This window comes from Isoptericola sp. NPDC019482 (genome assembly GCF_040632295.1).
Classification (GTDB): Bacteria; Actinomycetota; Actinomycetes; order Actinomycetales; family Cellulomonadaceae; genus Isoptericola.
The window spans coordinates 1-22,929 of the sequence record NZ_JBEYBQ010000023.1 but is presented as its reverse complement, the minus strand read 5'-3'; the positions used below and the strand labels follow the sequence as shown (position 1 = coordinate 22,929).

Below are 22,929 nucleotides of genomic sequence, written 5' to 3'. Positions count from 1 at the left end.
CGCTCGCCGGAGCCTGGCGGCCTCGAGCCGCACCCGGACGGTCACCCTGCCGGCGTCGTCCCGGTGCGCCACCGCGTGCCCTTGGCGCTCGGCGCCGTCGCTCCGCCCCAGCGGGGCGAGCTGCGCCAGGCGAGCACGCCGGCGTTGAACCGGGTGACGAAGCGGCGGGCGCGGGGCGAGCCGACGCCCGCCACGACCGCGACCGGATCGTCGCCGCGGCGCGCGAGCTGTTCGCCGCCCACGGGCTGGACGTCACGCAGGCGGCCGAGGCGCGCCGCGCCGGGGGCTGCTGGAGTCGCTCAGACTCCCGCCGACTCCTGGTGCACGTCGGCGGCCCTCGTCCCGGTGATGCGGTAGACGTCGAAGACGCCGTCCACCTTGCGCACCGCGGTGAGCACTTGCTGCAGGTGGCCGGGCTCCGCCATCTCGAAGACGAACTTCGACAGGGCGATCCGGTCGGACGACGTCGAGACCGACGCCGACAGGATGTTGACGTGGTAGTCCGACAGCACCTTCGTGACGTCGGACAGCAGCCGGGACCGGTCGAGCGCCTCGACCTGGATCTGCACCAGGAACATCGTGTTGGCGCCCGTGGTCCAGGACACGTCCACCATGCGCTCGGGCTGCGCCTTGGCCAGCTGCTCGGCGTTAGCGCAGTCCGCGCGGTGCACGCTGACGCCCGCGCCGCGGGTCACGAAGCCGACGATCGAGTCGCCGGGCACCGGGGTGCAGCACTTGGCGAGCTTCACCCAGATGTCGTCCACGCCCTTGACGACGACGCCGGGGTCGCCGGTGCGGCCGCGGCGCGACGGGCGGCCGGGGGCCGCGGCCTCCGCGGCGTCCTCCTCGGTGCCCTCCTCGCCGCCCAGCGACTTGACCAGCATGTCCACGACGTGCGGCGCGGAGGCGTGCCCCTCGCCCACGGCCGCGTACAGGGCGGACACGTCCGCGTACCGCATGTCGCTGGCCAGGCCCACCAGCGCCTCGTGGCTGAGCAGGCGCTGGATGGGCAGGTTCTGCTTGCGCATCGCCTTGGTGATGGCGTCCTTGCCCTGCTCGATCGCCTCCTCGCGCCGCTCCTTGGTGAACCACTGGCGGATCTTGTTGCGGGCGCGCGCCGACTTCACGAAGGCGAGCCAGTCGCGGGAGGGCCCGGCGGACTCCGCCTTCGACGTGAGGATGTCGACCGTGTCGCCGTTCTGCAGCGTCGAGTCGAGCGGCACGAGGCGCCCGTTGACCCGCGCGCCCATGGTGCGGTGACCCACCTCGGTGTGCACCGAGTACGCGAAGTCGACGGGCGTCGCGTCGGCGGGCAGCGCCATCACCTCGCCCTTCGGCGTGAAGACGTACACCTCCGCGCCGCCGATCTCGTAGCGCAGGGAATCGAGGAACTCGCTCGGGTCGGCGGTCTCGCGCTGCCAGTCCACGAGCTGGCGCAGCCACGCCATGTCGTTGGCGCGCGGGTCGTCCGACGTCGCCTTGCCGGCGGGCGCCATCTGCTTGTACTTCCAGTGCGCCGCGACGCCGTACTCCGCACGGCGGTGCATGTCGTGCGTGCGGATCTGGATCTCGACCGGCTTGCCGCCCGGGCCCACGACCGTCGTGTGCAGCGACTGGTACATGTTGAACTTCGGCATCGCGATGTAGTCCTTGAACCGGCCCGGGACCGGGTTCCAGCGCGCGTGGAGCGCGCCGAGCACCGCGTAGCAGTCCCGCACCGTGTCCACGAGGACGCGCGTGCCGACCAGGTCGTAGATCTCCGCGAAGTCGTGCCCGCGCACGATCATCTTCTGGTAGATCGAGTAGTAGTGCTTGGGCCGGCCCGTGACCGTCGCCTTGATCTTGGCGCTGCGCAGGTCGGCGGAGATCTGCTCGCGCACCACGGACAGGTATTCCTCGCGGGCGGGCGCGCGCTCCGCCACCAGGTGCACGATCTCGTCGTACACCTTGGGGTACAGGGTCTGGAAGGACAGGTCCTCCAGCTCCCACTTGATCGTGTTCATGCCCAGCCGGTGTGCCAGCGGGGCGTAGATCTCGAGCGTCTCGCGCGCCTTGCGCTGCGCCGACGTGCCCGAGACGTACTTCCAGGTGCGGGCGTTGTGCAGGCGGTCCGCGAGCTTGATGACCAGCACGCGGATGTCCTTGGCCATCGCCACGACCATCTTGCGCACGGTCTCCGCCTGGGCGGCGTCGCCGTACTTCACCTTGTCCAGCTTGGTGACGCCGTCGACGAGCATGGCGATCTCCTCGCCGTACTCGCGCGTCAGCTCGTCGAGCCCGTAGTCGGTGTCCTCGACCGTGTCGTGCAGCAGCGCGGCCGCCAGGGTCGCGCCGTCGAACCCGAGCTCGGCCAGGATGGTCGCCACGGCGACGGGGTGCGTGATGTACGGGTCACCGGACTTGCGCTCCTGGCCCCGGTGGCACCGCTCGGCCGTCGCGTAGGCACGCTCGAGGACCGACAGGTCGGACTTCGGGTGGTTGGTGCGCACGGCCTGGAGCACCGGCTCCAGCGCGGGCGTCGTGGGCGGGGCGCCCCGAACCCCGAGGCGCACGAGCCGGTTGCGCACGCTCCGCCCGGACCCCGAGCCGCGGCCCGGCGTCGACCCCTGACCGGTCGATCCCTGGGGCGCGGCGGCGGCGCGCGCGACCTTCGTCTCGTCGCTCATCTGCGCCTCCTTCCGCAACCACCGTGGGGTCGCCGACGGTCGGGACGGCAAGTCTACGACTCCACGCGCAGCAGAGCCTCGACCGTCCGCCCGGTCAGCCTGTCGCGTCCGCCCAGGCCGGAGAGCTCGAGCAGGAACGCGAGCGCGACCACCTGGCCTCCGGACCGCTCCACGAGCTCGGCCGCCGCGCACGCCGTGCCACCGGTCGCGAGCACGTCGTCGACCAGGAGAACACGCGCCCCCGCCTCGAGTGTTCCCGTGCGCAGCTCGATCGCCGCGGATCCGTACTCGAGGTCGTAGTCGACCCGCTCCACCGGCGGCGGGAGCTTGCCCGCCTTGCGCAGCGGCAGGAACCCCACGCCCAGTCGCGTCGCGAGCGGCGCGCCCAGGAGGAAGCCGCGCGCCTCCATCCCCGCGACCACGTCCACGCCGCCGTCCGCGTCCACCAGGCCGACGAACGCCTCGACGACGTCCGCCAGCGCCGCGCCGTCCGCGAGGAGCGGCGTGATGTCGCGGAACACGACCGGCGGGTGCGGGTAGTCCGGCACGTCGCGGATCAGCGCGCGCACCTCCGCGGCCCGTCGTTCGCCGAGGCCGCCCAGCCCGTCGACGACGATGTCGTCGACGGCTCCGCGCACCACGTCGCCCAGGGGCTCGCCCGTCGGGCCGGCGCCCGCCGTCTCGTCCGTCATTCCCGCCCCCGGTTCAGCGGCCGCGCTTGCGACGCGGCTGGGCCTGGTTGCCCTGGTGCTGGCCCGGGATCAGCTGTGCGGAACCGGTCGTGTACGCCGCGACCTCCGCCTCGTGGCCGCCCTCGGCGACCAAGCCCGCGCGCTCCGCCAGGACCGCCTTCGTGTGCGCGGCGATCTTCGGCTCGCGCTCCCGCAGGGCGACGTCGAGCGGCGTCGCGAGGAAGAGCGACGACGCCGCACCGACGGCGATACCGACGAAGAGCGACAGCGACAGGTCGCGGAGCGTACCCGCGCCCAGCAGGAAGGCGCCGACGAAGAGGATGCTCGCCACCGGCAGGAGCGCCACGACCGAGGTGTTGATCGAGCGCACCAGGGTCTGGTTCACGGCCAGGTTGGCCCGCTCGGCGTACGTGGAGCGCGTCTGCGTGAGCACGTCCGCCGTGTTCTCGCGCACCTTGTCGAACACGACCATCTTGTCGTAGAGCGAGAAGCCGAGGATGGTGAGGAAGCCGATGATCGTCGACGGCGTGACCTCCCAGCCGATCGCCGCGTAGACGCCGGCGGAGATGAGCAGGTCCGCGAGCATCGCGACGATGGCCGCCACCGACATCCGCCACGCGCGGAAGTAGACGGCCATGAAGAGCGCGGCCGCGACTACGAACACCACCGTGCCCCACAGCGCGCGCATGGAGACGCCCGCGCCCCAGGTCGGGCCGACGAACGACGTCGTCACCGCGGACTCGTCGACGTCGTACGCCGTGGCGAGGCCCGTGACCAGGGCGGCCTCCTGCTCCGGCGTGACGGTCTCGGTCTGCACGCGCACCGCCGAGCCGCCGACGATCGCGACGCGGGGCTCCTCGTCCGGGAGCACCTCGTGCACGGCGTCGATCGCCACCTGCTGCTCGGTCGAGGCCACGTCGTTGACCGTGAACTCCGTGCCACCGCGGAAGTCGATGCCGAGGGTGAGGCCCTTGATCAGGATCACGGCGATCGACGCGACGGCGAGGATGCCCACGATCGTGAACCAGCGCTTGCGGCGCTGCACGATCGGGTAGGACCGGCGGCCCGTGTACAGGTCGTTGCCCCACTGGGCGAATCGCATGCGGGCCATCAGCGGCTCTCCTCGTCCGTGCCGGAGTGGTTCTCACCGGTCGCCGAGGGCGATCCGTCGTCCGGTCCTGTGCCCGGTTGCGGGTCCGCCTCCCCGGCGGCCGCCCGGCGCTCCGCCGCGCGACGCTCGGCGATCGTGAGACGCCGGCCGGAACCGTCGGTCACCGGGGCCGCGGGCGCCTGCCGCGCCCCGCTGTGCACGGCCTCGGCCGGCACGCGCTCCCCCGGCTCCTCGACGTCCTCGGAGGACTCCGTCGCGGCACCGGCCACGGCGGGCTGGGCGGTCCGCACGCGCCCCGCGCCCACGTACCGCGGGCCGGAGCCCGCGCGCAGCCGCTCGGGCGACAGGCCCGACCACAGGTGGCCGTCGCGGAAGAACGGGATCTTGGTGATGACCTCCATCATCGGGTGCGTGAACCAGAAGACGACGGCGACGTCGATGATCGTCGTCAGACCCAGGGTGAACGCGAAGCCCTGCACGCCGCCGACGGCGAGGAAGTACAGGATGACCGCGGAGATCAGGTTGACCGCCTTGGCCGCGAGGATCGTGCGCCTCGCACGGCCCCAGCCGCGCTCGACGGCATAGGCGAGCGTCCTGCCGTCGCGCAGCTCGTCGCGGATGCGTTCGAAGTACACGATGAACGAGTCCGCCGTGAAGCCGATGGCGACGATGAGGCCGGCGACGCCCGCGAGCGACAGGCGGTAGCCCATCCCCCAGGACAGCAGGGCGATCGCGACGTACGTCATCACCCCGGCGACCACCAGCGACGCGACCGTCAGCAGGCCGAGCGTGCGGTACTGCAGCAACGAGTACACGACGACGAGCGCGAGGCCGATGAGGCCCGCGATGAGGCCGTTGCGCAGCTGCTCGGAGCCGAGCGTCGCCGAGATGACCTCCTGGCTCTCCACCGTGTACTGCACCGGCAGCGCGCCGAAGCTCAGCTGGTTGGCCAGCGTGGCCGCGCTGTCGCGGGTGAACGAGCCGGAGATCGTCGCCTGGCCGTTGGAGATGATCGTGCCCGGGGACAGGGACGGCGCCGAGACGACGAGCCCGTCCAGCACGATCGCGAACTGGTTGCGCGGCGCTTCGAGGCCCTGCAGGCGCGTCGTGGTCTCGCGGAACTCCTTCGTCCCGACGGAGTCGAAGTTGAGGAAGACGCCCCACTCGTTGGTGGTGGTGCCGTTCGCGCCCGGGACCAGGCCGGAGCTGGCGGAGGAGATGTGGACGCCGTCGACCTCCATCGGGCCGAGGATGTACTTCATCCCGTCCTGCTCGCCGCAGGTCACCAGGGGCTTGTCCGGGTCGTCCCCGCCGCCGCCCTTGAGGTTGGCGGGATCGGTGCAGTCGAGCTCCTCGAACTGCTGCTGGATCTCGGGGGTGATCTGCGCCAGGTCGCTCGGGTCGGTCGCTGCGGCCTCGTCGCCCTCGGCGCCCTCGGGCGTCGCCGACGGCGACGGTTCGGCGTCCTCGCCCGACGTCGCGGTGGCGGTCGCCGACGGCGTGGCCGACGGGTCCGTGTCCGCCGGGACGGTCAGCGGCGCGCCGGCGCTCTTGCCGCTCGGGGCCTCGCTCTCGGCCGCGGCGTCGTCCTTCGCCGTGTCGTCCGCGGCGTCGTCGGACGCGCCGTCACCGGCGTCCGCGCTCGGCGAGGCCGAGGGCTCGGGGGTCGGCGTGCCCGCGGCGTACGTCAGCACGGGGCGGAAGCGCATCTGCGCGGGCTGCGAGATGAGGTCGATGGTCTCCTGCGACACCTCGCCCGGGATTCCCACGACGATGTTGTTCTGCCCCTGGGCGGTGATCTCCGCCTCGGAGACGCCCGAGGAGTCGATGCGCTGACGGATGACGTTGATCGACTCGTCGATCGTCTCCGACGTGACCTGGGACCCGTCGGTGGTGTCCGCCGTGAGGATCAGCTGCGTGCCGCCCTGCAGGTCGAGCGCCAGCCCCGGGGCCCAGCTCGCGCCGTCGGGGTTGGTGTCCGACTTGGCGTCCCAGAAGACGCCGGCGCCGAGGGCGAGGAACGGCAGGACGATCGTCAGGATCGTGAAGACCACGAGGGTGCGTACCGGACGCGACCGCTTCGTGCGTGAGTTCGCCAACTTCTGTCTCTTCCCGTCTGCGCGCCGCCCCGGGGTCGACGCGTGATGGCGCCGGCCGGGATCACCCCGACCGGCGCGTCGTCAGGCCGACGGGCGCGATCGCCCGCCGACCCATGTCGCTGTTGCTGTCACTTCGGTGCCGTCACTTCGGTGCCGTCACTTGGTGGTGCCGGCCTCGCCCTCGTCACGACGCTGCTGCTCCCGGTACTCCCGCTGCGCGGTGTCCAGGCTCGACAGGTCGTCGGGGACGTCGATGTGACCGTCGCCGGAGGTGATCGTACCGGTCGCGGAGGAGTCGGTTGTGACGTCGGTCTCGTCGGCCTCCTCGGCGGGCTCCTCGACCGGGGCGTCCACGCGCTTGGCGATGGCCGCCCGGAGCCAGCGGGTCTGCGCGCCGCCGGGCACCGACTCGATGGTGACGGTGTCGGTCGTCTCGTCGATCTCCACGACCGTGCCGAACAGGCCCGAGCCGGTCATGACCTCCTGGCCCGGCGCGAGCTGCGACCGGAACTCGGCCTGCTGCTTCTGCTGCTTGCGCGTCCGCGAGCTCATGAAGAACATGAGCCCGGCGAGGACCACGAAGAGGATGATGAGTTCCACGGAGCGTCCTTGTCTGTCGCTGCCCGACGGTCGTACGACGGCCGGGCGTCGGGGGCGCAGGATCCTGCGCACACGGGCCCCAACGAGCACGGCACCCGTCGAGTTCCGGCCCCGGGCCGTCTGTGGCCGGGGGCCAACCCAGTCTACTGGGGGGCCGCGCCGTCCCCGTCGGCCCCGGCGGAACCACCGGCGGCGTCGAACAGCGTCCCGCCGAGCGGCGCGCCCCATGCACCGGGCGGCGGCTCGAGGCCGAGGTGCTCCCAGGCGGCCTGCGTCGCGACCCGGCCGCGCGGCGTGCGCCCCAGCAGGCCCTCGCGCACGAGGTAGGGCTCGGCCACCGTCTCCACGGTGTCCGGCTCCTCCCCCACGGTCATCGCCAGGGTGCCCAGGCCCACGGGGCCGCCGGCGAACCGTCGGCAGACGGCGTCGAGCACGGCGCGGTCGAGGCGGTCCAGGCCGATCGGGTCGACCTCGTAGACCTCCAGGGCCGCCCGGGCGGCACGCAGGTCGAGACTGCCGTCACCGCGCACCTGTGCCCAGTCGCGCACGCGGCGCAGCAGGCGGTTCGCGATGCGCGGGGTGCCCCGCGAGCGGCCGGCGATCTCGTGCGCGGCGGCGTGCTGGATGTCCACGCCCAGCAGCCCCGCGGACCGCGTGATGACCCGCTCCAGCTCGTGGGCGTCGTAGAAGTCGAGGTGGCCCGTGAACCCGAACCGGTCGCGCAGCGGGGCGGGCAGCAGCCCGGACCGCGTCGTCGCGCCGACCACGGTGAACGGCGGCAGCGCGAGCGGGATGGCGCTCGCACCCGCGCCCTTGCCGACGACGACGTCGACGCGGAAGTCCTCCATCGCGACGTACAGCAGCTCCTCCGCCGGGCGGGCCAGCCGGTGGATCTCGTCGATGAACAGGACCTCGCCCTCCTCGAGCGAGGAGAGCACCGCCGCCAGGTCGCCCGCGTGCTGGATCGCCGGGCCGCTCGTGACGCGCAGCGAGGTGCCGAGCTCCGCGGCGATGATCATCGCCAGCGTCGTCTTGCCGAGGCCGGGCGGGCCGGACAGCAGCACGTGGTCGGGCGACGCCTCGCGGGCCAGCGCCGCCTGCAGCACGAGCGAGAGCTGGTCGCGCACCACCCGCTGGCCGACGAACTCCTCCAGCTTCTTGGGGCGCAGCGCCGCCTCGGCCGCGCGCTCGACGTCGTCCGCCGAGGCCGTGACCAGCCGCTCCCCGCCGTACTCGGGGTCCACCTCAGCCACGGCGGCCGCCGAGGGACCGCAGCGCCGCGCGCAGGGTGGCCGCCACGTCGATCGGGCTGCCGACCCGGCCGCCCGCCGAGCCGTCGTCGCCCGCGTCCGCGAGCACGCGGTCGACCGCGTCCTGCGCGACCTTGGCCGCCCAGCCGAGGCCTACCAGCGCCTCGACCACCTGGTCGCGCGCCGGGTCCCCCGCCACAACGGGGGCGCCGTCGGACACCGCGGCGCCGGCGGCGCCCACGGCGTCGGAGGCCGGGGCGCCCAGCTTGCCGGACAGCTCGAGCACGAGGCGCTGGGCGCTCTTGGGCCCCACGCCGGGGATGCGGCGCAGCGCCGCGAGGTCCTCGGAGGCGACGGCGCGGCGCAGCGCGTCAGGGGTCAGCACGGCGAGCATGGCCAGGGCGATGCGGGGGCCGACTCCGGACACGGACTGGGCGGTCTCGAAGACCTCGCGCTCGTCCGACTCGGCGAACCCGAAGACCGTCATCGAGTCCTCGCGGACGACGAGCGTGGTGTGCAGCTGGGCACGCTCCCCCACCCGCAGGCCGGCGAGCGTGCCGGGGGTCGCGTGCACGAGGTATCCGACCCCGCCGACGTCGAGCACGGCCCGCTCGAGCGTCACGTGCGTGACCGTGCCGGTCAGGGAGGCGATCACCCGTGGTCCTTCCGTCGAACCCTCGAACACCCGTACGAGGCGTCACTGTAACAACCCGGACCGACGCGGCGGCGGCGACACACGCCGCCGGGCGTCCGTCAGCGCCGCGCGCGCGACGGAGCGCCCCGGTGGGACCCCGTCCGCGCGGTGCGCTCGGCCGCGGCCCAGGCGCGCTGGGCCGGCGTGAGCTCGTTCCGCTCGCCGCCCTGGAGCGCGCCCGACGGCCGCCACAGGTGGGTGACGGCGAGGGCGAGCGCGTCCGCGGCGTCGGCCGGCCGCGGCAGCTCGTCGAGCCCGAGGATGCGCGCGATCATGCGCTGCACCTGCTCCTTGTCGGCGCGGCCGGACCCGGTGACGGCGGCCTTCACCTCGCTGGGCGTGTGCATGGCGACGGGCACCCCGCGCCGGGCGGCGGCGACCATCGCGAGGCCCGCGACCTGGGCGGTGCCCATCACCGTGCCGCGGTTGTTCTGCGCGAACACGCGCTCCACGGCGACGACGTCCGGGACGGTGCGCTCGAGCCACTCCTCGAGCCCCTCGGCGACACGCAGCAACCGCAGGTCCACGCTCAGCTCCGGCTCGCTGCGCACGACGCCCACGTCGACCATCCGCGCCCTGCGCCCGGGCAACGAGTCGACGACCCCGACACCGCACCGGGTCAGCCCCGGGTCCACCCCCAGCACGCGCACGTCGTCACCCTCTCACGCGGGCGGCCGCGGACGGCCGACCCGCGCCGGGAGCCGTCACTCCTCGTCGAGGGCCGCCATGACCTCGTCGGAGGCGTCGAAGTTCGCGTAGACGTTCTGCACGTCGTCGCTGTCCTCGAGCGCGTCGATGAGGCGCATGATCTTGCGCGCGCCGTCGACGTCGACCTCGACCTCCATGGAGGGGTGCCAGATGGAGTCGGCCGAGTCGTACTCGATGCCCGCCTCCTGGATCGCCGTGCGCACGGCGACGAGATCGGTGGCCTCCGAGAGGACCTCGATGACGTCGCCCTCGTCGCTGACCTCCTCGGCGCCCGCGTCGAGCGCGGCGAGCATGACGTCGTCCTCGGTGACGCCGTCGGCCTTCGGCACGACGACGAGGCCCTTGCGGGAGAAGAGGTACGACACGGAGCCCGGGTCGGCCAGGTTGCCGCCGTTGCGGGAGAACGCGAGGCGCACCTCCGAGGCGGCACGGTTCTTGTTGTCCGTGAGGCACTCGACGAGGACGGCGATGCCGTTCGCGCCGTAGCCCTCGTACATGATCGTCTGGTAGTCGACGGCGTCGGCGCCCTCGCCGGAACCGCGCTTGAGGGCGCGGTCGATGTTGTCGTTGGGGACCGACGACTTCTTCGCCTTCTGGATGGCGTCGAACAGCGTGGGGTTGCCGGCGGGGTCGCCGCCGCCCGTGCGCGCGGCGACCTCGATGTTCTTGATCAGCTTCGCGAAAAGCTTGCCGCGCTTGGCGTCGATCGCCGCCTTCTTGTGCTTGGTCGTGGCCCACTTGGAGTGACCTGACATGCGCTCCCTAACTCCTTCGCGATGCTTGGACGAGCCGGACGAACAACCCGTGCACCCGCGCGTCCCCCGTGATCTCCGGGTGGAACGCGGTGGCGAGCAGCCGTCCCTGACGTGCTGCGACGATCTTACCGGCGGCGGGCCCCACCGCGGAGCCGTCCGCCCAGCGGTCCGGGATGCGGGCGAGCACCTCGACCTCCGGCCCCGCCTCCTCGACCCACGGCGCGCGGATGAACGCGGTGCGCACCGGGCGCCCCCCGGGCACGTCCGAGACGCCCACGACCTGCAGGTCGGCCTCGAACGAGTCCACCTGGCGGCCGAACGCGTTGCGCCGCACGACGACGTCCATCCCGCCCAGCGTGCGCTGGTCGGCCGTGCCGCCCTCGATGCGGTCGGCGAGCAGGATCATGCCCGCGCACGAGCCGAACACGGGCAGCCCTTCGCCGATCAGCCGGCGCAGCGGGTCCGCGAGCTCGAAGAGCCGGAGCAGCTTGTCGATCGTGGTGGACTCCCCGCCGGGCAGGACGAGACCGTCGACGGCGTCGAGCTCCGCCGGGCGACGCACGCCCACCGCGCGGGCGCCTGCCTGCTCGAGCGCGGCGGCGTGCTCGCGGACGTCGCCCTGCAGTGCGAGCACGCCGATGGTGGGCCGGGCACCGCCCGGCGTCGTGGCGTCGGTCGTCACCGCGGGAGATCCTCGGGGTCGGACGGCTCGTCGTCGTGCTGGACGCCGAGGTGCCGCACGGCTCCGTCCCACCCGCGGGCCAGGTCGTCGACGACGTCCGGCAGCGTGGTCGGGAAGACCTCGCGCGTCTCGGCGCGCAGCTCGGCCGTGGTCAGCCAGCGCATCTCGTCGAGCACGTCGCGCTCCTCCGCCGTCCACCCGTCGTCCGTGGGTCGGTGACCGCCGTCGACGCGCGCCAGGAAGAAGACCTCCTGCTGCCGGCACGTCTCCGCGAAGAAGTGGAAGTAGGCGTCGCGGGTCAGCACCGGGCCGACGAGGTCGTGCGGCGCGAGCGCGAGCCCGGCCTCCTCGCGCAGCTCGCGCAGGGCGGCGTCGACCTCGCTCTCGCCGGCGTCGATGCCACCGCCGACGGTGAACCACCAGGAGCGTTCCGGCTGGTCGGCGTCGTGCCCGCGGACGAGGAGCACCCGGTCGTCGTGGTCGAGAACGATGACGCGCGCGGCGCGCCGCTGCCGCAGCCCGTCCGGCCCGACGGCCCAGTCGTCGCCGAGGGCGGGCGTCACCAGCCCCGCTCCGCCAGGCGCGTCGAGTTCGGCTCGGACTCGGGGACGATGCCGTGGCTCGCGGCTGACGGGGAACGTGCATCCATGGCGCCCATGGTAGCCACGGAACGTCGCCACGAAACCAGGCGTCCCCCGTTCACCGCCGAGGCTTCACACGCCTGGTCGGGAGGGCCGACAGAGGGTCCTCCGGCCACGGATGGCGCGGGTAGCGCCCTCGCAGGTCGGCTCGGACCCCGGGGTAGCCCTGCCTCCAGAAGGACGCGAGGTCGCTCGTGATCGCGACCGGTCGTCCGGCGGGCGACAGCAGGTGCAGGACGACCGGGACACGGCCGTCCGCGACGGCCGGGGCCGCGGTCCAGCCGAAGACCTCCTGCAGCTTCACCGCGAGGACCGGCGGCTCGACGCCGTCATAGGCGAGCCGGACCGCGGAGCCCGACGGGACCCGGAGCCGTTCCGGCGCCAGCTCGTCGAACCGGGCGGCCTCGGGCCACGGCAGGAGCCGCCGGAGCGCCGAGGCCACGTCGATGCGGGCGAGGTCGCGCGAGCCTCGCACCGAGGCGAGCTCCGTGCCCAGCCACGCGTCGAGATCGGCGAGCAGCGCGTCGTCGTCGACCGCGGGCCACGGGCCTCCGAGGTGGGCGTGGCAGAACGCGAGCCGCTCCCGCAGGGCGAGCGCGGCCTCCGACCAGCGCAGGACGGACACGCCGCTGCGTCGGATGCCGTCGCGCACCGCCGCCTGGACGAGCAGCCGGTCCGGGTCGGTCAGCGGGACGTCGCCCAGCACGATCGCGCCGAGCGCCTCGACCCGCCGCGTCACGATCCGGCCGTCGTCCCAGCGGATCTGGTCGGTGGTCGAGACGAGATCGCCCGCGACGTCCCGCGCGGTCTGCTCGTCGATCGGCGCCGCGGACCGGATCCTGGCGTCGGCGCGGCCGGGTGCCCGGTCGGCGACCGCGATCGCCAGCCAGGCGGTGCCCCGCAACGGCGACCGCGGATCCAGCGCGGCGCCCGTGCCGCCGGACATCTGGTAGGTCGCCGAGCCGGTCCCTCGGGCCCGCGCGACCCGGTCCGGGTACGCCAGCCCCGCCACGATGCCCACCGCGAGATCGTCCGGCACCCCGGGCGTCCCCCGACCGGCCCGCCCACCCGACGGGTCGCCCGTCGTCGCGCCACGGCCGAGGCGCTCCGTCTCCTCGCGCCAGCGGGCCGTCGCTCCACGGTCGTCACCCCGGCGGAGGGCTCGCAGGCGTGCCGGGAGATCGTCCCCGAAGGTGCGTCCCGAGTCGTCCGAGAGCATCGCGACGATCTCGCGCGCCCGGTCGGCGCCGACCCGCGGGGCCCCGTCCAGCAACGCACGCGCGATTCGAGGATGCGCCCCGATCGCCCGCATCCGCCGGCCCCGTTCGGTGATCCTGCCGTCGTCGTCGACGGCGTCGATGCGGCGCAGCAACGCGGTCGCCGCCGTCATCGCGGGCGCGGGCGGCGCCTCGAGCAACGTCAGGCCGGCACCCTCTGGCGCGCCCCAGGCCGCGAGGTCGAGGGCGAACGCCGCCAGGTCGGCGACCGCGATCTCCGGCGCCGCATGATCGTCGAGACGGCCGTGGTCGGTGGCGGACCAGCAGCGGTAGACCCGGCCCGGCGCCTCCCGCCCGGCGCGCCCCGCCCGCTGGTCGGCCGACGACCTGGAGACCCGGCAGGTGACCAGCGTCCCGAGGCCGCGGGACTGGTCGGTCCGCGGCTCCCGGGCGAGGCCCGCGTCGACCACGACCCTGACCCCGGGCACCGTCAGCGAGCTCTCCGCCACCGCGGTCGTCACCACGACCCGACGCACGGCGGACGGCGTCAGCGCGCGCTCCTGCTCGGCCCTGGACTGGCGGCCGAACAGCGGCAGGACGTTGAGGTCGGCCAACCGGCGAGTCACACCGTCGATCTCGGCCTCGCCCGGGACGAACACGAGGACGTCGCCCTCGTTCTCGGTGAGGGCGCGCCGGACGACGGTCGCGACGTGGTCCAGCAGGCGCGGGTCGACGCGACCGCCGGGAAGCAGCGGCGTCGGCAACGGCGGTGGAACCCACTCGGTCGCCACGTCGAACAGGGCGGCGGACGCCGTGACCACGGGTGCGGGGACGCCCGCGCCGAGCGCGCGGCTCAGACTGACCGTGTCCGCCGTGGCGGAGGTCGCGACGACGGCCAGGTCGTCCCGGAGGTTCGCCCGGACGTCGACGAGGAGCGCGAGCAGCAGATCGGCGTCCAGGTGCCGCTCGTGGCACTCGTCGATCACGATCGCCGTGACGCCCGGCAGCTCCGGGTCCTGCTGCAGCCGGCGCACGAGGAGCCCCGTCGTCACCACCTCGACGCGGAGGTCCTTTCCGCCGCTGCGCTCCCCGCGCATCGCGTAGCCGACCCGCCGTCCGAGCGGCTCGCCGACCAGCGCCGCCAGCCGGGTCGCCGCCGCGCGGGTGGCCATCCGGCGCGGCTCGGCGACGAGGACCGTGCCGCCGAGCGCATCGGCCAGGGCCAGGGGCAGCAGCGAGGTCTTCCCCGACCCGGGCGGCGCAACCAGCACCGCGGTACCGCTCGACCGCACCGCGTCGACCGTGGCGGGCAGGACCGCCCGGACGGGCAGGTCCGCACCCGGCACCGAAGGTTCAGGGAGCAGCACGCCCCGACACTAGTCGAGCACGACCAAGGGCCCCGCGGACGCGACGTCGGCGAGGCCCCTGGTGGCGGTCGGACCCGGCGCTACCAGCCGCGCTCGGCCAGGCGCACGGGCGCCGGCTCGGCCTCGACGTTGATGCCCACCATGGCCTCGCCCAGCCCGCGGGAGACCTTGGCGACGACGTCGGGGTCGTCGTGGAACGTGGTGGCCTGGACGATCGCCTTCGCGCGCGCGACGGGGTCGCCCGACTTGAAGATGCCCGAGCCGACGAACACGCCCTCGGCGCCGAGCTGCATCATCATCGCGGCGTCGGCCGGGGTGGCGATGCCACCCGCGGTGAACAGGACGACCGGGAGCCTCCCGGCCCGGGCGACCTCGGCCACGAGCTCGTACGGGGCCTGCAGCTCCTTGGCGGCGACGAACAGCTCGTCCTCGGGCAGCGACGTCAGCCGGCGGATCTCGCCGCGGATCTGCCGCATGTGCGTGGTCGCGTTGGAGACGTCGCCCGTGCCTGCCTCGCCCTTGGAGCGGATCATCGCCGCGCCCTCGGTGATGCGGCGCAGCGCCTCGCCGAGGTTGGTGGCCCCGCACACGAACGGCACGGTGAACTGCCACTTGTCGATGTGGTTGGCGTAGTCGGCGGGGGTCAGCACCTCCGACTCGTCGATGTAGTCGACGCCCAGGGACTGCAGCACCTGCGCCTCGACGAAGTGCCCGATGCGCGCCTTCGCCATCACGGGGATCGAGACGGCGTCGATGATGCCGTCGATCATGTCGGGGTCGCTCATGCGGGCGACGCCCCCCTGCGCGCGGATGTCGGCCGGCACCCGCTCGAGGGCCATGACGGCCACGGCGCCCGCGTCCTCGGCGATCTTCGCCTGGTCGGGCGTGACGACGTCCATGATGACGCCGCCCTTGAGCATCTCGGCCATGCCGCGCTTGACGCGGGCCGTGCCCACCTCGCCCGCGGTGATCCGGCCGTCGCTGCCGCTGGTCTCGCTCAACGCAACCTCGCTCGTGTCGCAGTGGGACGCGTGACCGCTGTCACGCGCCTTCCATCCTAGTTCCGGGCCTCAGGCGCCGGTGAGGCCCTCCGGCATCTGGTCGTCGAGCTCGACCGTGCGCGGCAGCGCCGCGTGCCCGGACAGGCGCAGCAGCCGCACGTACCAGGTGCGCCGGGCGCGCCGGGCCTGCGCGACGGCCTCGTTGTGGAACCGCCGGGCCAGCTGGGCGCGGTACCAGGCTGCCGAGAGCTGACCCACCAGCTCGTCGCCGTCCGGCGCCCCGCGCAGCTCCGCCAGCGCCTCGTCGTCGCCGAGCGCGGAGCGCAGCGTCGCGGACAGCTCGCTCTCGGCGCGCTCGCGGTCGGGGCCGAGGCCCTCGAGCGCGAGCTCCGCGCCGGGCGCGGGCGGCGGGGCGGCGTCCTCCACGACGGCGAACGCCGCGTCGGCGACGAGCACGGCCCCCGCCGGGTCGAGCAGGCCCGAGGAGGCCAGGTCGATCGCGGCGCCGGCGCGCCGTGCGAGCTGCGCCTGCAGGGCGATGCGCGACGCGACCACCTTGCGGTGCAGCCGGTCGAGGCGCGACGCCGAGATCCAGGCGAGCCAGACCGCGACGGCCGCCACGACGAGGACGACGAGCGCGAGCTCGGACCAGGTCATGCGCCCTCACCTCCGGCGGCACGGCGGGTGCGCAGCCAGCCGACGGCGCTCTCCGTCCGCGACGGCGCGACCGGCGAGCCCAACGCCTCCCCCGCGGCCACCGCCATCTCGTACACGGCGAGCACCTGCGAGGTCACCGCGGACCAGTCGAAGCGGCGCACGAACGCCGTGGCCCGCTCCCGCCGCTCCTGCGTGCCCGCGGCGTCCGAGAGGGCCTCGAGGATCGTGCGGGCCAGGTCGTCCGGCTCGCCCGTGCGGAACAGGCGCCCGGCGGCGCCCTCGTCCAGCACCCGGCGGAACGCCCCCAGGTCGCTCGCCACCACGCCGGCACCGGCGCTCATGGCCTCGACCAGCACGATCCCGAAGCTCTCGCCGCCCGTCTGGGGGGCGATGTACAGGTCCGCCGACGCGAGCAGCGACGCCTTGTCCTCGTCGCTCACGCCGCCGAGGAACTCGAACGACCCGGCGCGCGGGCCGAGCGCCTCGAGCGCCGCGTCCCGGCCGTCGTCGCCCTTGCCCGCCACGAGGAAGCGCGCCCCGGGGACGCGCTCGAGCACGCGTGGCGCCGCGGCGGCGAGCACCTGGAGGCCCTTGCGCGGCTCGTCGAGCCGGCCGAGGAACGCGATGGTCGGCGCCTCGGGGGTGCCACGCCACCGGTCGGACGGCTCGGCCGCCGCGAACGTGTCCACGTAGACGCCGTTCGGGATGACCACGGCGTCGCCGCCCACGTGGTCGACGAGGGTGCGGCGCGCGTCCTCCGACACGGCGATCCGCGCCGCGATCTTCTCCAGCGACTGGCGCAGCAGCGGGTACGCGACCTGCAGCGCCCGCGACCTCGTCTGGGACGTGTGGAACGTGGCCACGACCGGCCCCTCGGACGACCACAGGGCGAGCATGGACAGGCTGGGCACCATCGGCTCGTGCACGTGCACGACGTCGAAGCGCCCCGCCTCCAGCCAGCGCCGCACCCGGGCCGCGGTACGCGGGCCGAACGTCAGGCGCGCGACCGACCCGTTGTAGCGCACCGGGATGGCGCGGCCCGCGGGCGTGACGACGTCCGGCACCGGGGTGTCCTCGTCGGCCGGCGCGAGCACGGAGACGTGGTGCCCGGCGTCCTGCAGCGCGCCGGCGAGGTCGCGCACGTGGAACTGCACCCCGCCCGGCGCGTCGAACGAGTACGGGCAGACGATGCCGACGCGCAGCGGGCGCGCCGGCGTCGTGGCCTCGGGGACGCCGTCGGGCACGGCGATCATGCCTCGCCCGCCTCGGCCCTGGTGCGGGCGTACCGCTCGGCGTCGAGGTCGTCGACGAAGACGCGCTGCAGCATGTGCCAGTCCTGCGTGGACTCCTGCAGCGTGACGGCGACCGCGTCCACCCAGCCCTGCGTCATGCGCGCCACGCGGTCCTTGCGGTGCAGGCCGGAGTCGTCGGGCACCGGGACTGCCGGGTAGAACCGGATGACGATGCCCCAGGCGGTGCCGGCGGCGCGCCGGCGCTCGCCGGTGAGCCGCTCGTAGGTGATGCCCACGGGCACGAGCGGCACCTTGGCCGCGAGCGCCAGTGCCGCGGGCCCGGCGGCGACGCGCGCCCGGTGCCCGAAGAGGTCCACCTCGACGCCGGACGCCGTGAGGTCGCGGTCGGCGAGCAGCGGGACGATGCACCCGCCCTTCACGGCGCCGCGCACGAGGTTGCGGAAGACGTCGTGGTCGCCGAGGGCCAGCACGTCGATGCCGATCGAGCGCCGGAACTCGACGAACTCGACGAAGAGCTCCTCCGGCTTGAGCCGCTCCGCCACGGTGAGCACGGGGGCGATGTGCGGGGTGGCGTACGCGCCGGCGAGGTCCCAGTTGCCCAGGTGGGCCAGGGCGAGCGAGACGCCCTGCCCGTCGGCGACGGGGCCGGCGACGTTCTCGTAGCCGTCCACGCGGACGCGGGCGGTGACCTGCTCGGCGGTGGCCCCCTGCAGGGTGAACGCCTCGCGGAAGTACCGCATGTACGAGCGCATGCCCGCGCGGGTGAGGCGGCGCAGCCCGGGGCCGTCGAGGTCGGGCCGCACCCGCGCGTAGTTCGCCTCGAGCCGCCGCACCCCCTCCGTGCGCCGCAGCCACGTGAGGTCTGCGACGGCGGTGAACGCCGCGCGCAGCACCGGCTCAGGGATCTTCGGCGCGTGGCGCCAGGCGAACGTGTACAGGCGGGCTACATCGATGCGCGTGTCGATCCGCATCAGGCCTCCGGGTCGGGACGGTCGGTGGGTGCGTGCGGCGCGGGCGCGGCGACCAGCTGCCGGCGGACCGTCGAGACGCGCTGGACGACGGTGACGAGGCTGGCGACGGCGAGCAGGGTCAGCGCGATCACGGTGACGAGCAGCGGCAGCCCCACCTGCGTGAAGGCCACGGCCACGAGGGCCACGACGAGGCGGTCGGTGCGCTCCGCGATGCCGACGGCGGCCGTCGCGCCGACGCTCTCGGCCCGGGCGCGGGCGTAGGGCACCACGGAGCCGAGCACCAGGCAGGCGAGGGACGCGACGATCCCCCACGTGTCGTACGGCAGGTCCGGGTGCAGCACGAACCACAGCGTGATGCCCGCGAACACGGCGCCGTCGGAGATCCGGTCGAGGGTCGAGTCGAGGAACGCACCCCACGGCCCGGTGCGGCCCGACAGGCGTGCCATGACGCCGTCCATCGAGTCCGCGAGCGCGAACAGGCCGATGAGCACGCCGCCGAGGAGCACGTGCCCGGTGGGCAGCAGCGTCAGGGCGAGGACGACGACGACGACCGTGCCGGCGATCGTCACCGCGTCCGGCGACACCCCGAGCCGCAGGAGCAGCCGCGCGGGCGGGGTGAACAGCCGCTGCATCGTCGCCCGGAGGCCGCCGAGCATCAGCGCCCTCCGTCCGGCTCGGCGCCGGTGGCGGGGTCGGCGTCGGGCCAGGCCGCGGCGAGCCGCGCCCGCGTGTCGGACAGCAGCTCCGGCAGTGCCTTGGTCTGCCCGACGACGGGCAGGAAGTTGGCGTCGCCGAGCCAGCGCGGCACGACGTGCTGGTGCAGGTGCGCCGCGATGCCGGCGCCGGCGACCTCGCCCTGGTTCATTCCGATGTTGTAGCCGGCCGGGCCGTAGACCGCGGTGAGGGTGCGGATCGCCGTCTGGGTCATCGCGGCCAGCTCGGCGGTCTCCGACGCCGTGAGCTCGACGTAGCCGGACACGTGCCGGTACGGCAGCACCATGAGGTGCCCGGAGTTGTACGGGTACAGGTTGAGCACCGCGTAGCACTCGGCCCCGCGGGCGACGACGAGCCCCGACTCGTCGTCGCCCGCAGGGATCCGGCAGAACGGGCACTGCGCCACCGACCCGTCGGCGGGCTTGTCCTGCCCGCCGATGTAGACCATGCGGTGCGGGGTCCACAGCCGCTGCAGCCCGTCCTCGGGCGGGCCGAAGTCGCCCGCCGAGGCCGTCGTCGGGCGCTGTCCTTCGCGGTGCTCGGCCTCGTGTCCGGACATCGGCGCGCCGCTCAGACCTGCGCGCGGTCGCGCACGGCCGCGACGATGCGCTCGATCGCGTCGGCGACGGGCACCCCGTTCTCCTGGGTGCCGTCACGGAACCGGAACGACACGGCCCCGGCCTCGACGTCCTCGCCCCCGGCGATGAGCACGAACGGCACCTTCTCCTTGGACGCGTTGCGGATCTTCTTGCCGAACCGGTCGTCCGACAGGTCGACCTCGGCGCGGATGCCGCGGGCCGTCAGCTGGGCGACGACGTCCTTGAGGTAGTCGTCGAACGCCTCCGCGACCGGCACTGCGAGCACCTGGACGGGCGCGAGCCAGGCCGGGAACAGCCCCGCGTAGTGCTCGATGAGCACTCCCATGAACCGCTCGATCGAGCCGAACTTGGCGGAGTGGATCATCACCGGCTGCTGCTTGGTGCCGTCCGCGGCCGTGTACTCGAGGCCGAAGCCCTTGGGCTGGTTGAAGTCGTACTGCACGGTGCCCATCTGCCACGTGCGGCCGATCGCGTCCTTGGCCTGGACGGAGATCTTCGGCCCGTAGAAGGCGGCGCCGCCCGGGTCCGCGACCAGCTCGAGGCCGGAGGCGACCGCGACCTCCTCGAGCACCGCCGTGGCCTTCGCCCAGTCGTCGTCGGAGCCGACGAACTTGTCCTTCTTCTTGTCGTCGCGCGTCGACAGCTCCAGGTAGAAGTCGTCCAGGCCGAAGTCGCGCAGCACCGACAGCATGAAGTCCAGCAGGTGCTTGACCTCGGCGGGCGCCTGCTCCGGGGTGACGTAGGAGTGCGAGTCGTCCTGGGTCAGGCCGCGCACGCGCGTGAGGCCCTGCACGACGCCGGACTTCTCGTACCGGTACACCGAGCCGAACTCGAACAGCCGGATCGGCAGCTCGCGGTAGGAGCGTCCGCGGCTCGAGAAGATGAGGTTGTGCATCGGGCAGTTCATCGCCTTGAGGCGGTAGCGCCCGTGGTCGCCGACGTCCTCGAGGTCGAGCGGCGGGAACATCGTGTCGCCGTAGTACGGCAGGTGGCCCGACGTGTAGAAGAGCTCTTCCTTGGTGATGTGCGGCGTGCCGACGTAGGAGAAGCCCTCCTCGATGTGGCGCTGGCGGACGTAGTCCTCCATGACCCGCTTGATGACGCCGCCCTTGGGGTGGAACAGCGGCAGGCCGGAGCCGACCTCGTCGTGGAACGAGAACAGGTCCATCTCGGACCCGATGCGCCGGTGGTCTCGACGCTCGGCCTCCGCCAGGCGCTCGAGGTACGCCTTGAGCTCGTCCTTGCTGGGCCAGGCGGTGCCGTAGACCCGCTGCAGCATGGGGTTCTTCTCGCTGCCGCGCCAGTACGCGGCGGCGTTGCGCATGAGCTGCACGCCGTTGCCGATCAGCTTCGTGCTCGGCAGGTGCGGGCCGCGGCACAGGTCCTTCCAGACCACGGTCTCGCTCTCGCGGCCGGCGCCGCGCACGTTGTCGTAGATCGTCAGCTCGCCGCCGCCGACCTCGACCGACGAGCCGTCGTCGTCCGACGAGCCGCCCTTGAGCCCGATGAGCTCCAGCTTGTAGGGCTCGTCGGCCAGCTCGGCGCGGGCCTCGTCCTCCGTGACGACCCGGCGGCGGAAGGTCTGCCCCTCCTTGACGATGCGCGCCATCGCCTTGTCGAGGGCCTTGAGGTCCTCGGGGGTGAAGGGGGTCGCGACGTCGAAGTCGTAGTAGAAGCCGTCGGTCACAGGCGGGCCGATGCCGAGCTTCGCGTCCGGGTTCACCTGCTGCACCGCCTGGGCCAGCACGTGCGCGGCGCTGTGGCGCAGCACGGCCAGGCCGTCGGGCGAGCCGATCGTCACGGGCTCGACGACGGTGCCGGCCGCCAGCTCGCGCGAGAGGTCCAGCAGCTCGCCTGCGACGCGCATCACGACGACGTCCTTGCGGTCCGCGAAGAGCTCCGTGCCCGTCGTCGGCGTCTGCACCGTCACCGCGTCCTGGGTGGTGTCGTCGGGGTTCGGTGGCATCGGCGAGGCGACGTCGGACACGTGCTGCTCCTTGCGGGTCGTGGGCGCTGCGGTCGGGCACGGGCAGCGCCTGGGCGAGACCGCCCGGGGCCGGGGGCACCCGGGAACGGTCGTGGGGCGCCACCATCGGTGACGCCCCACGATCGTACTCAACCGCGCGGCCCCGGCCCGCGCCACGCGCCGTCCGACCTGGGCGCGCACTCGGCGAGCGCTCGGCCGGGCACCAGGCCAGGCGCAGGATCAGGCGCCGGGCTCGCCGCCGGGCCGCGCGGCGGGACCGTCGTCGTTGCGCTTCTTGGCCTCGGCGGCCGCCTTGTCGACGTAGCCGTCGACGTTGTCCGGCGTCCGCTTCTTCACCTCGCCCGCCGCCTTGTCGATGTTCTCGTCGGTGGCGAGGTCCTTGATCTTCTCCTTGGCCTTGTCGAACAGGCCGCCCAGACCCGAGCTCTCGCTCATGCTGCTCCCCCTTCGGCGCCGGCCGGCCCCGTGCCGTCCGGCGCCGTCCAGACCACCACGCCCGTCGCGCACGCGCGACCGGGCCGAGCCACCGATCGCCGACCGTCGCCCCGGGAACCTTTGTGAAGGACTTCACAAGCGCCGTCGGTGCAGGTCAGCTCGTGTGGTCATACCATAGAGACAGCGCCAGACCAGGCGCAGTCCAGACCGGCCGCGGACCACGCGACCCGGCACCCGGAGGGGACCATGACCACCACCCGCACCACCCAGCGACCGGTTCGCATCGTCGGCCTCGTCGCGCTGATCGCCGGCATCCTGATGATCGGTGCCGGCGCCGCCACGTGGGCGACAGTGAGCACGCAGCTCGCCGCCCAGGACATCACCGTCTCCGAGGACGCCGCGTTCCTCGGCGGCGCGACCGTGGACGGCCCGCTCACGGCGTACGCCCAGGCGCAGGTCATCGACAAGCACGCGCTCGAGGCCACGGGCGGCCAGACCTACGCCCAGCTCGAGCAGGACGACCCGCTGCGCGCCACCGCGATGAACGCCTCGTTCCTGCGGGCCTCGCTGTTCACGTCGGTCGTCGCCTACGGCGTCAGCGCCCTGGTGATGGGTCTCGGCGTCCTCTTCGGCCTGCTCGGCTGGTCGGTGCGCCGCCTCGCCGTGGCGCCCGCCGTCGCCACCGCGACCGTGCCCGCCGCCGCGGCCACCCCGGCCCGCGGCCGGCTCAACCCGGCGGTCTGACCACCACCCGCCCGTCGAACATGCGGTTGCGCCGCGAACGCGGCGCCCGGGCCATGCTGCACGCGGCGGCGAACAACACGACCGCG

General features: G+C 73.7%; 22 protein-coding genes. 1 reads left to right on the top strand and 21 read right to left on the bottom strand.

What is annotated here, in order from left to right; genetic code table 11:
• Positions 1-41: 41 nt before the first annotated feature.
• The 21 genes from ABZ493_RS14860 to ABZ493_RS14760 form a co-directional block, all read right to left on the bottom strand.
• On the bottom strand, positions 42-242 hold the full coding sequence (locus ABZ493_RS14860) for a hypothetical protein (RefSeq protein WP_430582913.1): 201 nt from the start codon (positions 240-242) through the stop codon (positions 42-44).
• 57 nt (positions 243-299) lie between these two features.
• Positions 300-2,666 carry a bifunctional (p)ppGpp synthetase/guanosine-3',5'-bis(diphosphate) 3'-pyrophosphohydrolase gene (locus tag ABZ493_RS14855; protein ID WP_430582912.1) on the bottom strand — a complete coding sequence of 789 codons (2,367 nt, stop codon included), beginning with the start codon at positions 2,664-2,666 and terminating at the stop codon, positions 300-302.
• A gap of 53 nt (positions 2,667-2,719) precedes the next feature.
• Positions 2,720-3,358 (bottom strand): adenine phosphoribosyltransferase, encoded by a 639-nt coding sequence (locus tag ABZ493_RS14850; protein ID WP_430582911.1) that lies wholly within the window; start codon positions 3,356-3,358, stop codon positions 2,720-2,722.
• Between the two features lie 13 nt (positions 3,359-3,371).
• A complete protein-coding gene (secF, locus tag ABZ493_RS14845; protein ID WP_430582910.1) occupies positions 3,372-4,469 on the bottom strand; it encodes a protein translocase subunit SecF in 1,098 nt (365 codons plus the stop codon).
• Complete coding sequence (gene secD / locus ABZ493_RS14840; protein ID WP_430582909.1) at positions 4,469-6,523, bottom strand: protein translocase subunit SecD; 2,055 nt, start codon at positions 6,521-6,523, stop codon at positions 4,469-4,471. Before secD ends, secF begins: the two co-directional genes overlap by 1 nt.
• Before the next feature lie 201 nt (positions 6,524-6,724).
• Positions 6,725-7,168 carry a preprotein translocase subunit YajC gene (yajC, locus tag ABZ493_RS14835; RefSeq protein WP_430582908.1) on the bottom strand — a complete coding sequence of 148 codons (444 nt, stop codon included), beginning with the start codon at positions 7,166-7,168 and terminating at the stop codon, positions 6,725-6,727.
• A gap of 143 nt (positions 7,169-7,311) precedes the next feature.
• Complete coding sequence (ruvB, locus tag ABZ493_RS14830) at positions 7,312-8,421, bottom strand: Holliday junction branch migration DNA helicase RuvB (protein ID WP_430582907.1); 1,110 nt, start codon at positions 8,419-8,421, stop codon at positions 7,312-7,314.
• Positions 8,414-9,073 (bottom strand): Holliday junction branch migration protein RuvA, encoded by a 660-nt coding sequence (ruvA, locus tag ABZ493_RS14825; protein WP_430582906.1) that lies wholly within the window; start codon positions 9,071-9,073, stop codon positions 8,414-8,416. Before ruvA ends, ruvB begins: the two co-directional genes overlap by 8 nt.
• A 98-nt stretch (positions 9,074-9,171) precedes the next feature.
• The gene (gene ruvC / locus ABZ493_RS14820; protein WP_429729494.1) at positions 9,172-9,762 is read right to left on the bottom strand and encodes a crossover junction endodeoxyribonuclease RuvC; all 591 of its coding nucleotides are present in this window, start codon (positions 9,760-9,762) and stop codon (positions 9,172-9,174) included.
• Between the two features lie 54 nt (positions 9,763-9,816).
• Positions 9,817-10,575 (bottom strand): YebC/PmpR family DNA-binding transcriptional regulator, encoded by a 759-nt coding sequence (locus tag ABZ493_RS14815; protein ID WP_430582905.1) that lies wholly within the window; start codon positions 10,573-10,575, stop codon positions 9,817-9,819.
• Positions 10,576-10,582: 7 nt separating this feature from the next.
• Entirely contained in the window at positions 10,583-11,257 is a 675-nt protein-coding gene (gene pdxT, locus ABZ493_RS14810; RefSeq protein ID WP_430582904.1) for a pyridoxal 5'-phosphate synthase glutaminase subunit PdxT, read from the bottom strand.
• On the bottom strand, positions 11,254-11,820 hold the full coding sequence (locus ABZ493_RS14805; RefSeq protein WP_430582903.1) for an NUDIX domain-containing protein: 567 nt from the start codon (positions 11,818-11,820) through the stop codon (positions 11,254-11,256). Before ABZ493_RS14805 ends, pdxT begins: the two co-directional genes overlap by 4 nt.
• A 136-nt stretch (positions 11,821-11,956) precedes the next feature.
• Positions 11,957-14,482, bottom strand: coding sequence for an ATP-dependent helicase HrpB (gene hrpB, locus ABZ493_RS14800; RefSeq protein WP_430582902.1), 2,526 nt, complete (start codon positions 14,480-14,482; stop codon positions 11,957-11,959).
• 80 nt (positions 14,483-14,562) lie between these two features.
• Positions 14,563-15,483, bottom strand: coding sequence for a pyridoxal 5'-phosphate synthase lyase subunit PdxS (pdxS, locus tag ABZ493_RS14795; RefSeq protein ID WP_430582901.1), 921 nt, complete (start codon positions 15,481-15,483; stop codon positions 14,563-14,565).
• Positions 15,484-15,552: 69 nt separating this feature from the next.
• A complete protein-coding gene (locus ABZ493_RS14790) occupies positions 15,553-16,140 on the bottom strand; it encodes a hypothetical protein (RefSeq protein ID WP_430582900.1) in 588 nt (195 codons plus the stop codon).
• The gene (locus tag ABZ493_RS14785) at positions 16,137-17,393 is read right to left on the bottom strand and encodes a glycosyltransferase family 4 protein (RefSeq protein WP_430582899.1); all 1,257 of its coding nucleotides are present in this window, start codon (positions 17,391-17,393) and stop codon (positions 16,137-16,139) included. The genes ABZ493_RS14790 and ABZ493_RS14785 overlap by 4 nt, the downstream gene beginning before the upstream one ends.
• Entirely contained in the window at positions 17,390-18,364 is a 975-nt protein-coding gene (locus ABZ493_RS14780) for a phosphatidylinositol mannoside acyltransferase (RefSeq protein ID WP_430582898.1), read from the bottom strand. Before ABZ493_RS14780 ends, ABZ493_RS14785 begins: the two co-directional genes overlap by 4 nt.
• The gene (gene pgsA, locus ABZ493_RS14775; RefSeq protein ID WP_430582897.1) at positions 18,364-19,020 is read right to left on the bottom strand and encodes a phosphatidylinositol phosphate synthase; all 657 of its coding nucleotides are present in this window, start codon (positions 19,018-19,020) and stop codon (positions 18,364-18,366) included. Before pgsA ends, ABZ493_RS14780 begins: the two co-directional genes overlap by 1 nt.
• The gene (locus ABZ493_RS14770; protein ID WP_430582896.1) at positions 19,020-19,637 is read right to left on the bottom strand and encodes an HIT domain-containing protein; all 618 of its coding nucleotides are present in this window, start codon (positions 19,635-19,637) and stop codon (positions 19,020-19,022) included. Before ABZ493_RS14770 ends, pgsA begins: the two co-directional genes overlap by 1 nt.
• Positions 19,638-19,648: 11 nt before the next feature.
• A complete protein-coding gene (gene thrS / locus ABZ493_RS14765; RefSeq protein ID WP_430582959.1) occupies positions 19,649-21,643 on the bottom strand; it encodes a threonine--tRNA ligase in 1,995 nt (664 codons plus the stop codon).
• A 240-nt stretch (positions 21,644-21,883) separates the two neighbouring features.
• Positions 21,884-22,099 (bottom strand): hypothetical protein, encoded by a 216-nt coding sequence (locus ABZ493_RS14760; RefSeq protein WP_430582895.1) that lies wholly within the window; start codon positions 22,097-22,099, stop codon positions 21,884-21,886.
• Positions 22,100-22,345: 246 nt separating this feature from the next.
• Between ABZ493_RS14760 and ABZ493_RS14755 the strand changes: the two genes are divergently transcribed.
• A complete protein-coding gene (locus tag ABZ493_RS14755; RefSeq protein WP_430582894.1) occupies positions 22,346-22,843 on the top strand; it encodes an aromatic ring-opening dioxygenase LigA in 498 nt (165 codons plus the stop codon).
• Positions 22,844-22,929 lie beyond the last annotated feature (86 nt).

Bases quoted from the DNA above. Each gene is read 5' to 3' on its own strand.
- ABZ493_RS14855 (WP_430582912.1), bottom strand. From the start codon at position 2,666: ATGAGCGACGAGACGAAGGTCGCGCGCGCCGCCGCCGCGCCCCAGGGA.
- ABZ493_RS14850 (WP_430582911.1), bottom strand. From the start codon at position 3,358: ATGACGGACGAGACGGCGGGCGCCGGCCCGACGGGCGAGCCCCTGGGC.
- secF (WP_430582910.1), bottom strand. From the start codon at position 4,469: ATGGCCCGCATGCGATTCGCCCAGTGGGGCAACGACCTGTACACGGGC.
- ABZ493_RS14815 (WP_430582905.1), bottom strand. From the start codon at position 10,575: ATGTCAGGTCACTCCAAGTGGGCCACGACCAAGCACAAGAAGGCGGCG.
- ABZ493_RS14790 (WP_430582900.1), bottom strand. From the start codon at position 16,140: ATGACCTGGTCCGAGCTCGCGCTCGTCGTCCTCGTCGTGGCGGCCGTC.
- ABZ493_RS14785 (WP_430582899.1), bottom strand. From the start codon at position 17,393: ATGATCGCCGTGCCCGACGGCGTCCCCGAGGCCACGACGCCGGCGCGC.
- ABZ493_RS14780 (WP_430582898.1), bottom strand. From the start codon at position 18,364: ATGCGGATCGACACGCGCATCGATGTAGCCCGCCTGTACACGTTCGCC.
- pgsA (WP_430582897.1), bottom strand. From the start codon at position 19,020: ATGCTCGGCGGCCTCCGGGCGACGATGCAGCGGCTGTTCACCCCGCCC.
- ABZ493_RS14770 (WP_430582896.1), bottom strand. From the start codon at position 19,637: ATGTCCGGACACGAGGCCGAGCACCGCGAAGGACAGCGCCCGACGACG.
- thrS (WP_430582959.1), bottom strand. From the start codon at position 21,643: ATGCCACCGAACCCCGACGACACCACCCAGGACGCGGTGACGGTGCAG.
- ABZ493_RS14760 (WP_430582895.1), bottom strand. From the start codon at position 22,099: ATGAGCGAGAGCTCGGGTCTGGGCGGCCTGTTCGACAAGGCCAAGGAG.
- ABZ493_RS14755 (WP_430582894.1), top strand. From the start codon at position 22,346: ATGACCACCACCCGCACCACCCAGCGACCGGTTCGCATCGTCGGCCTC.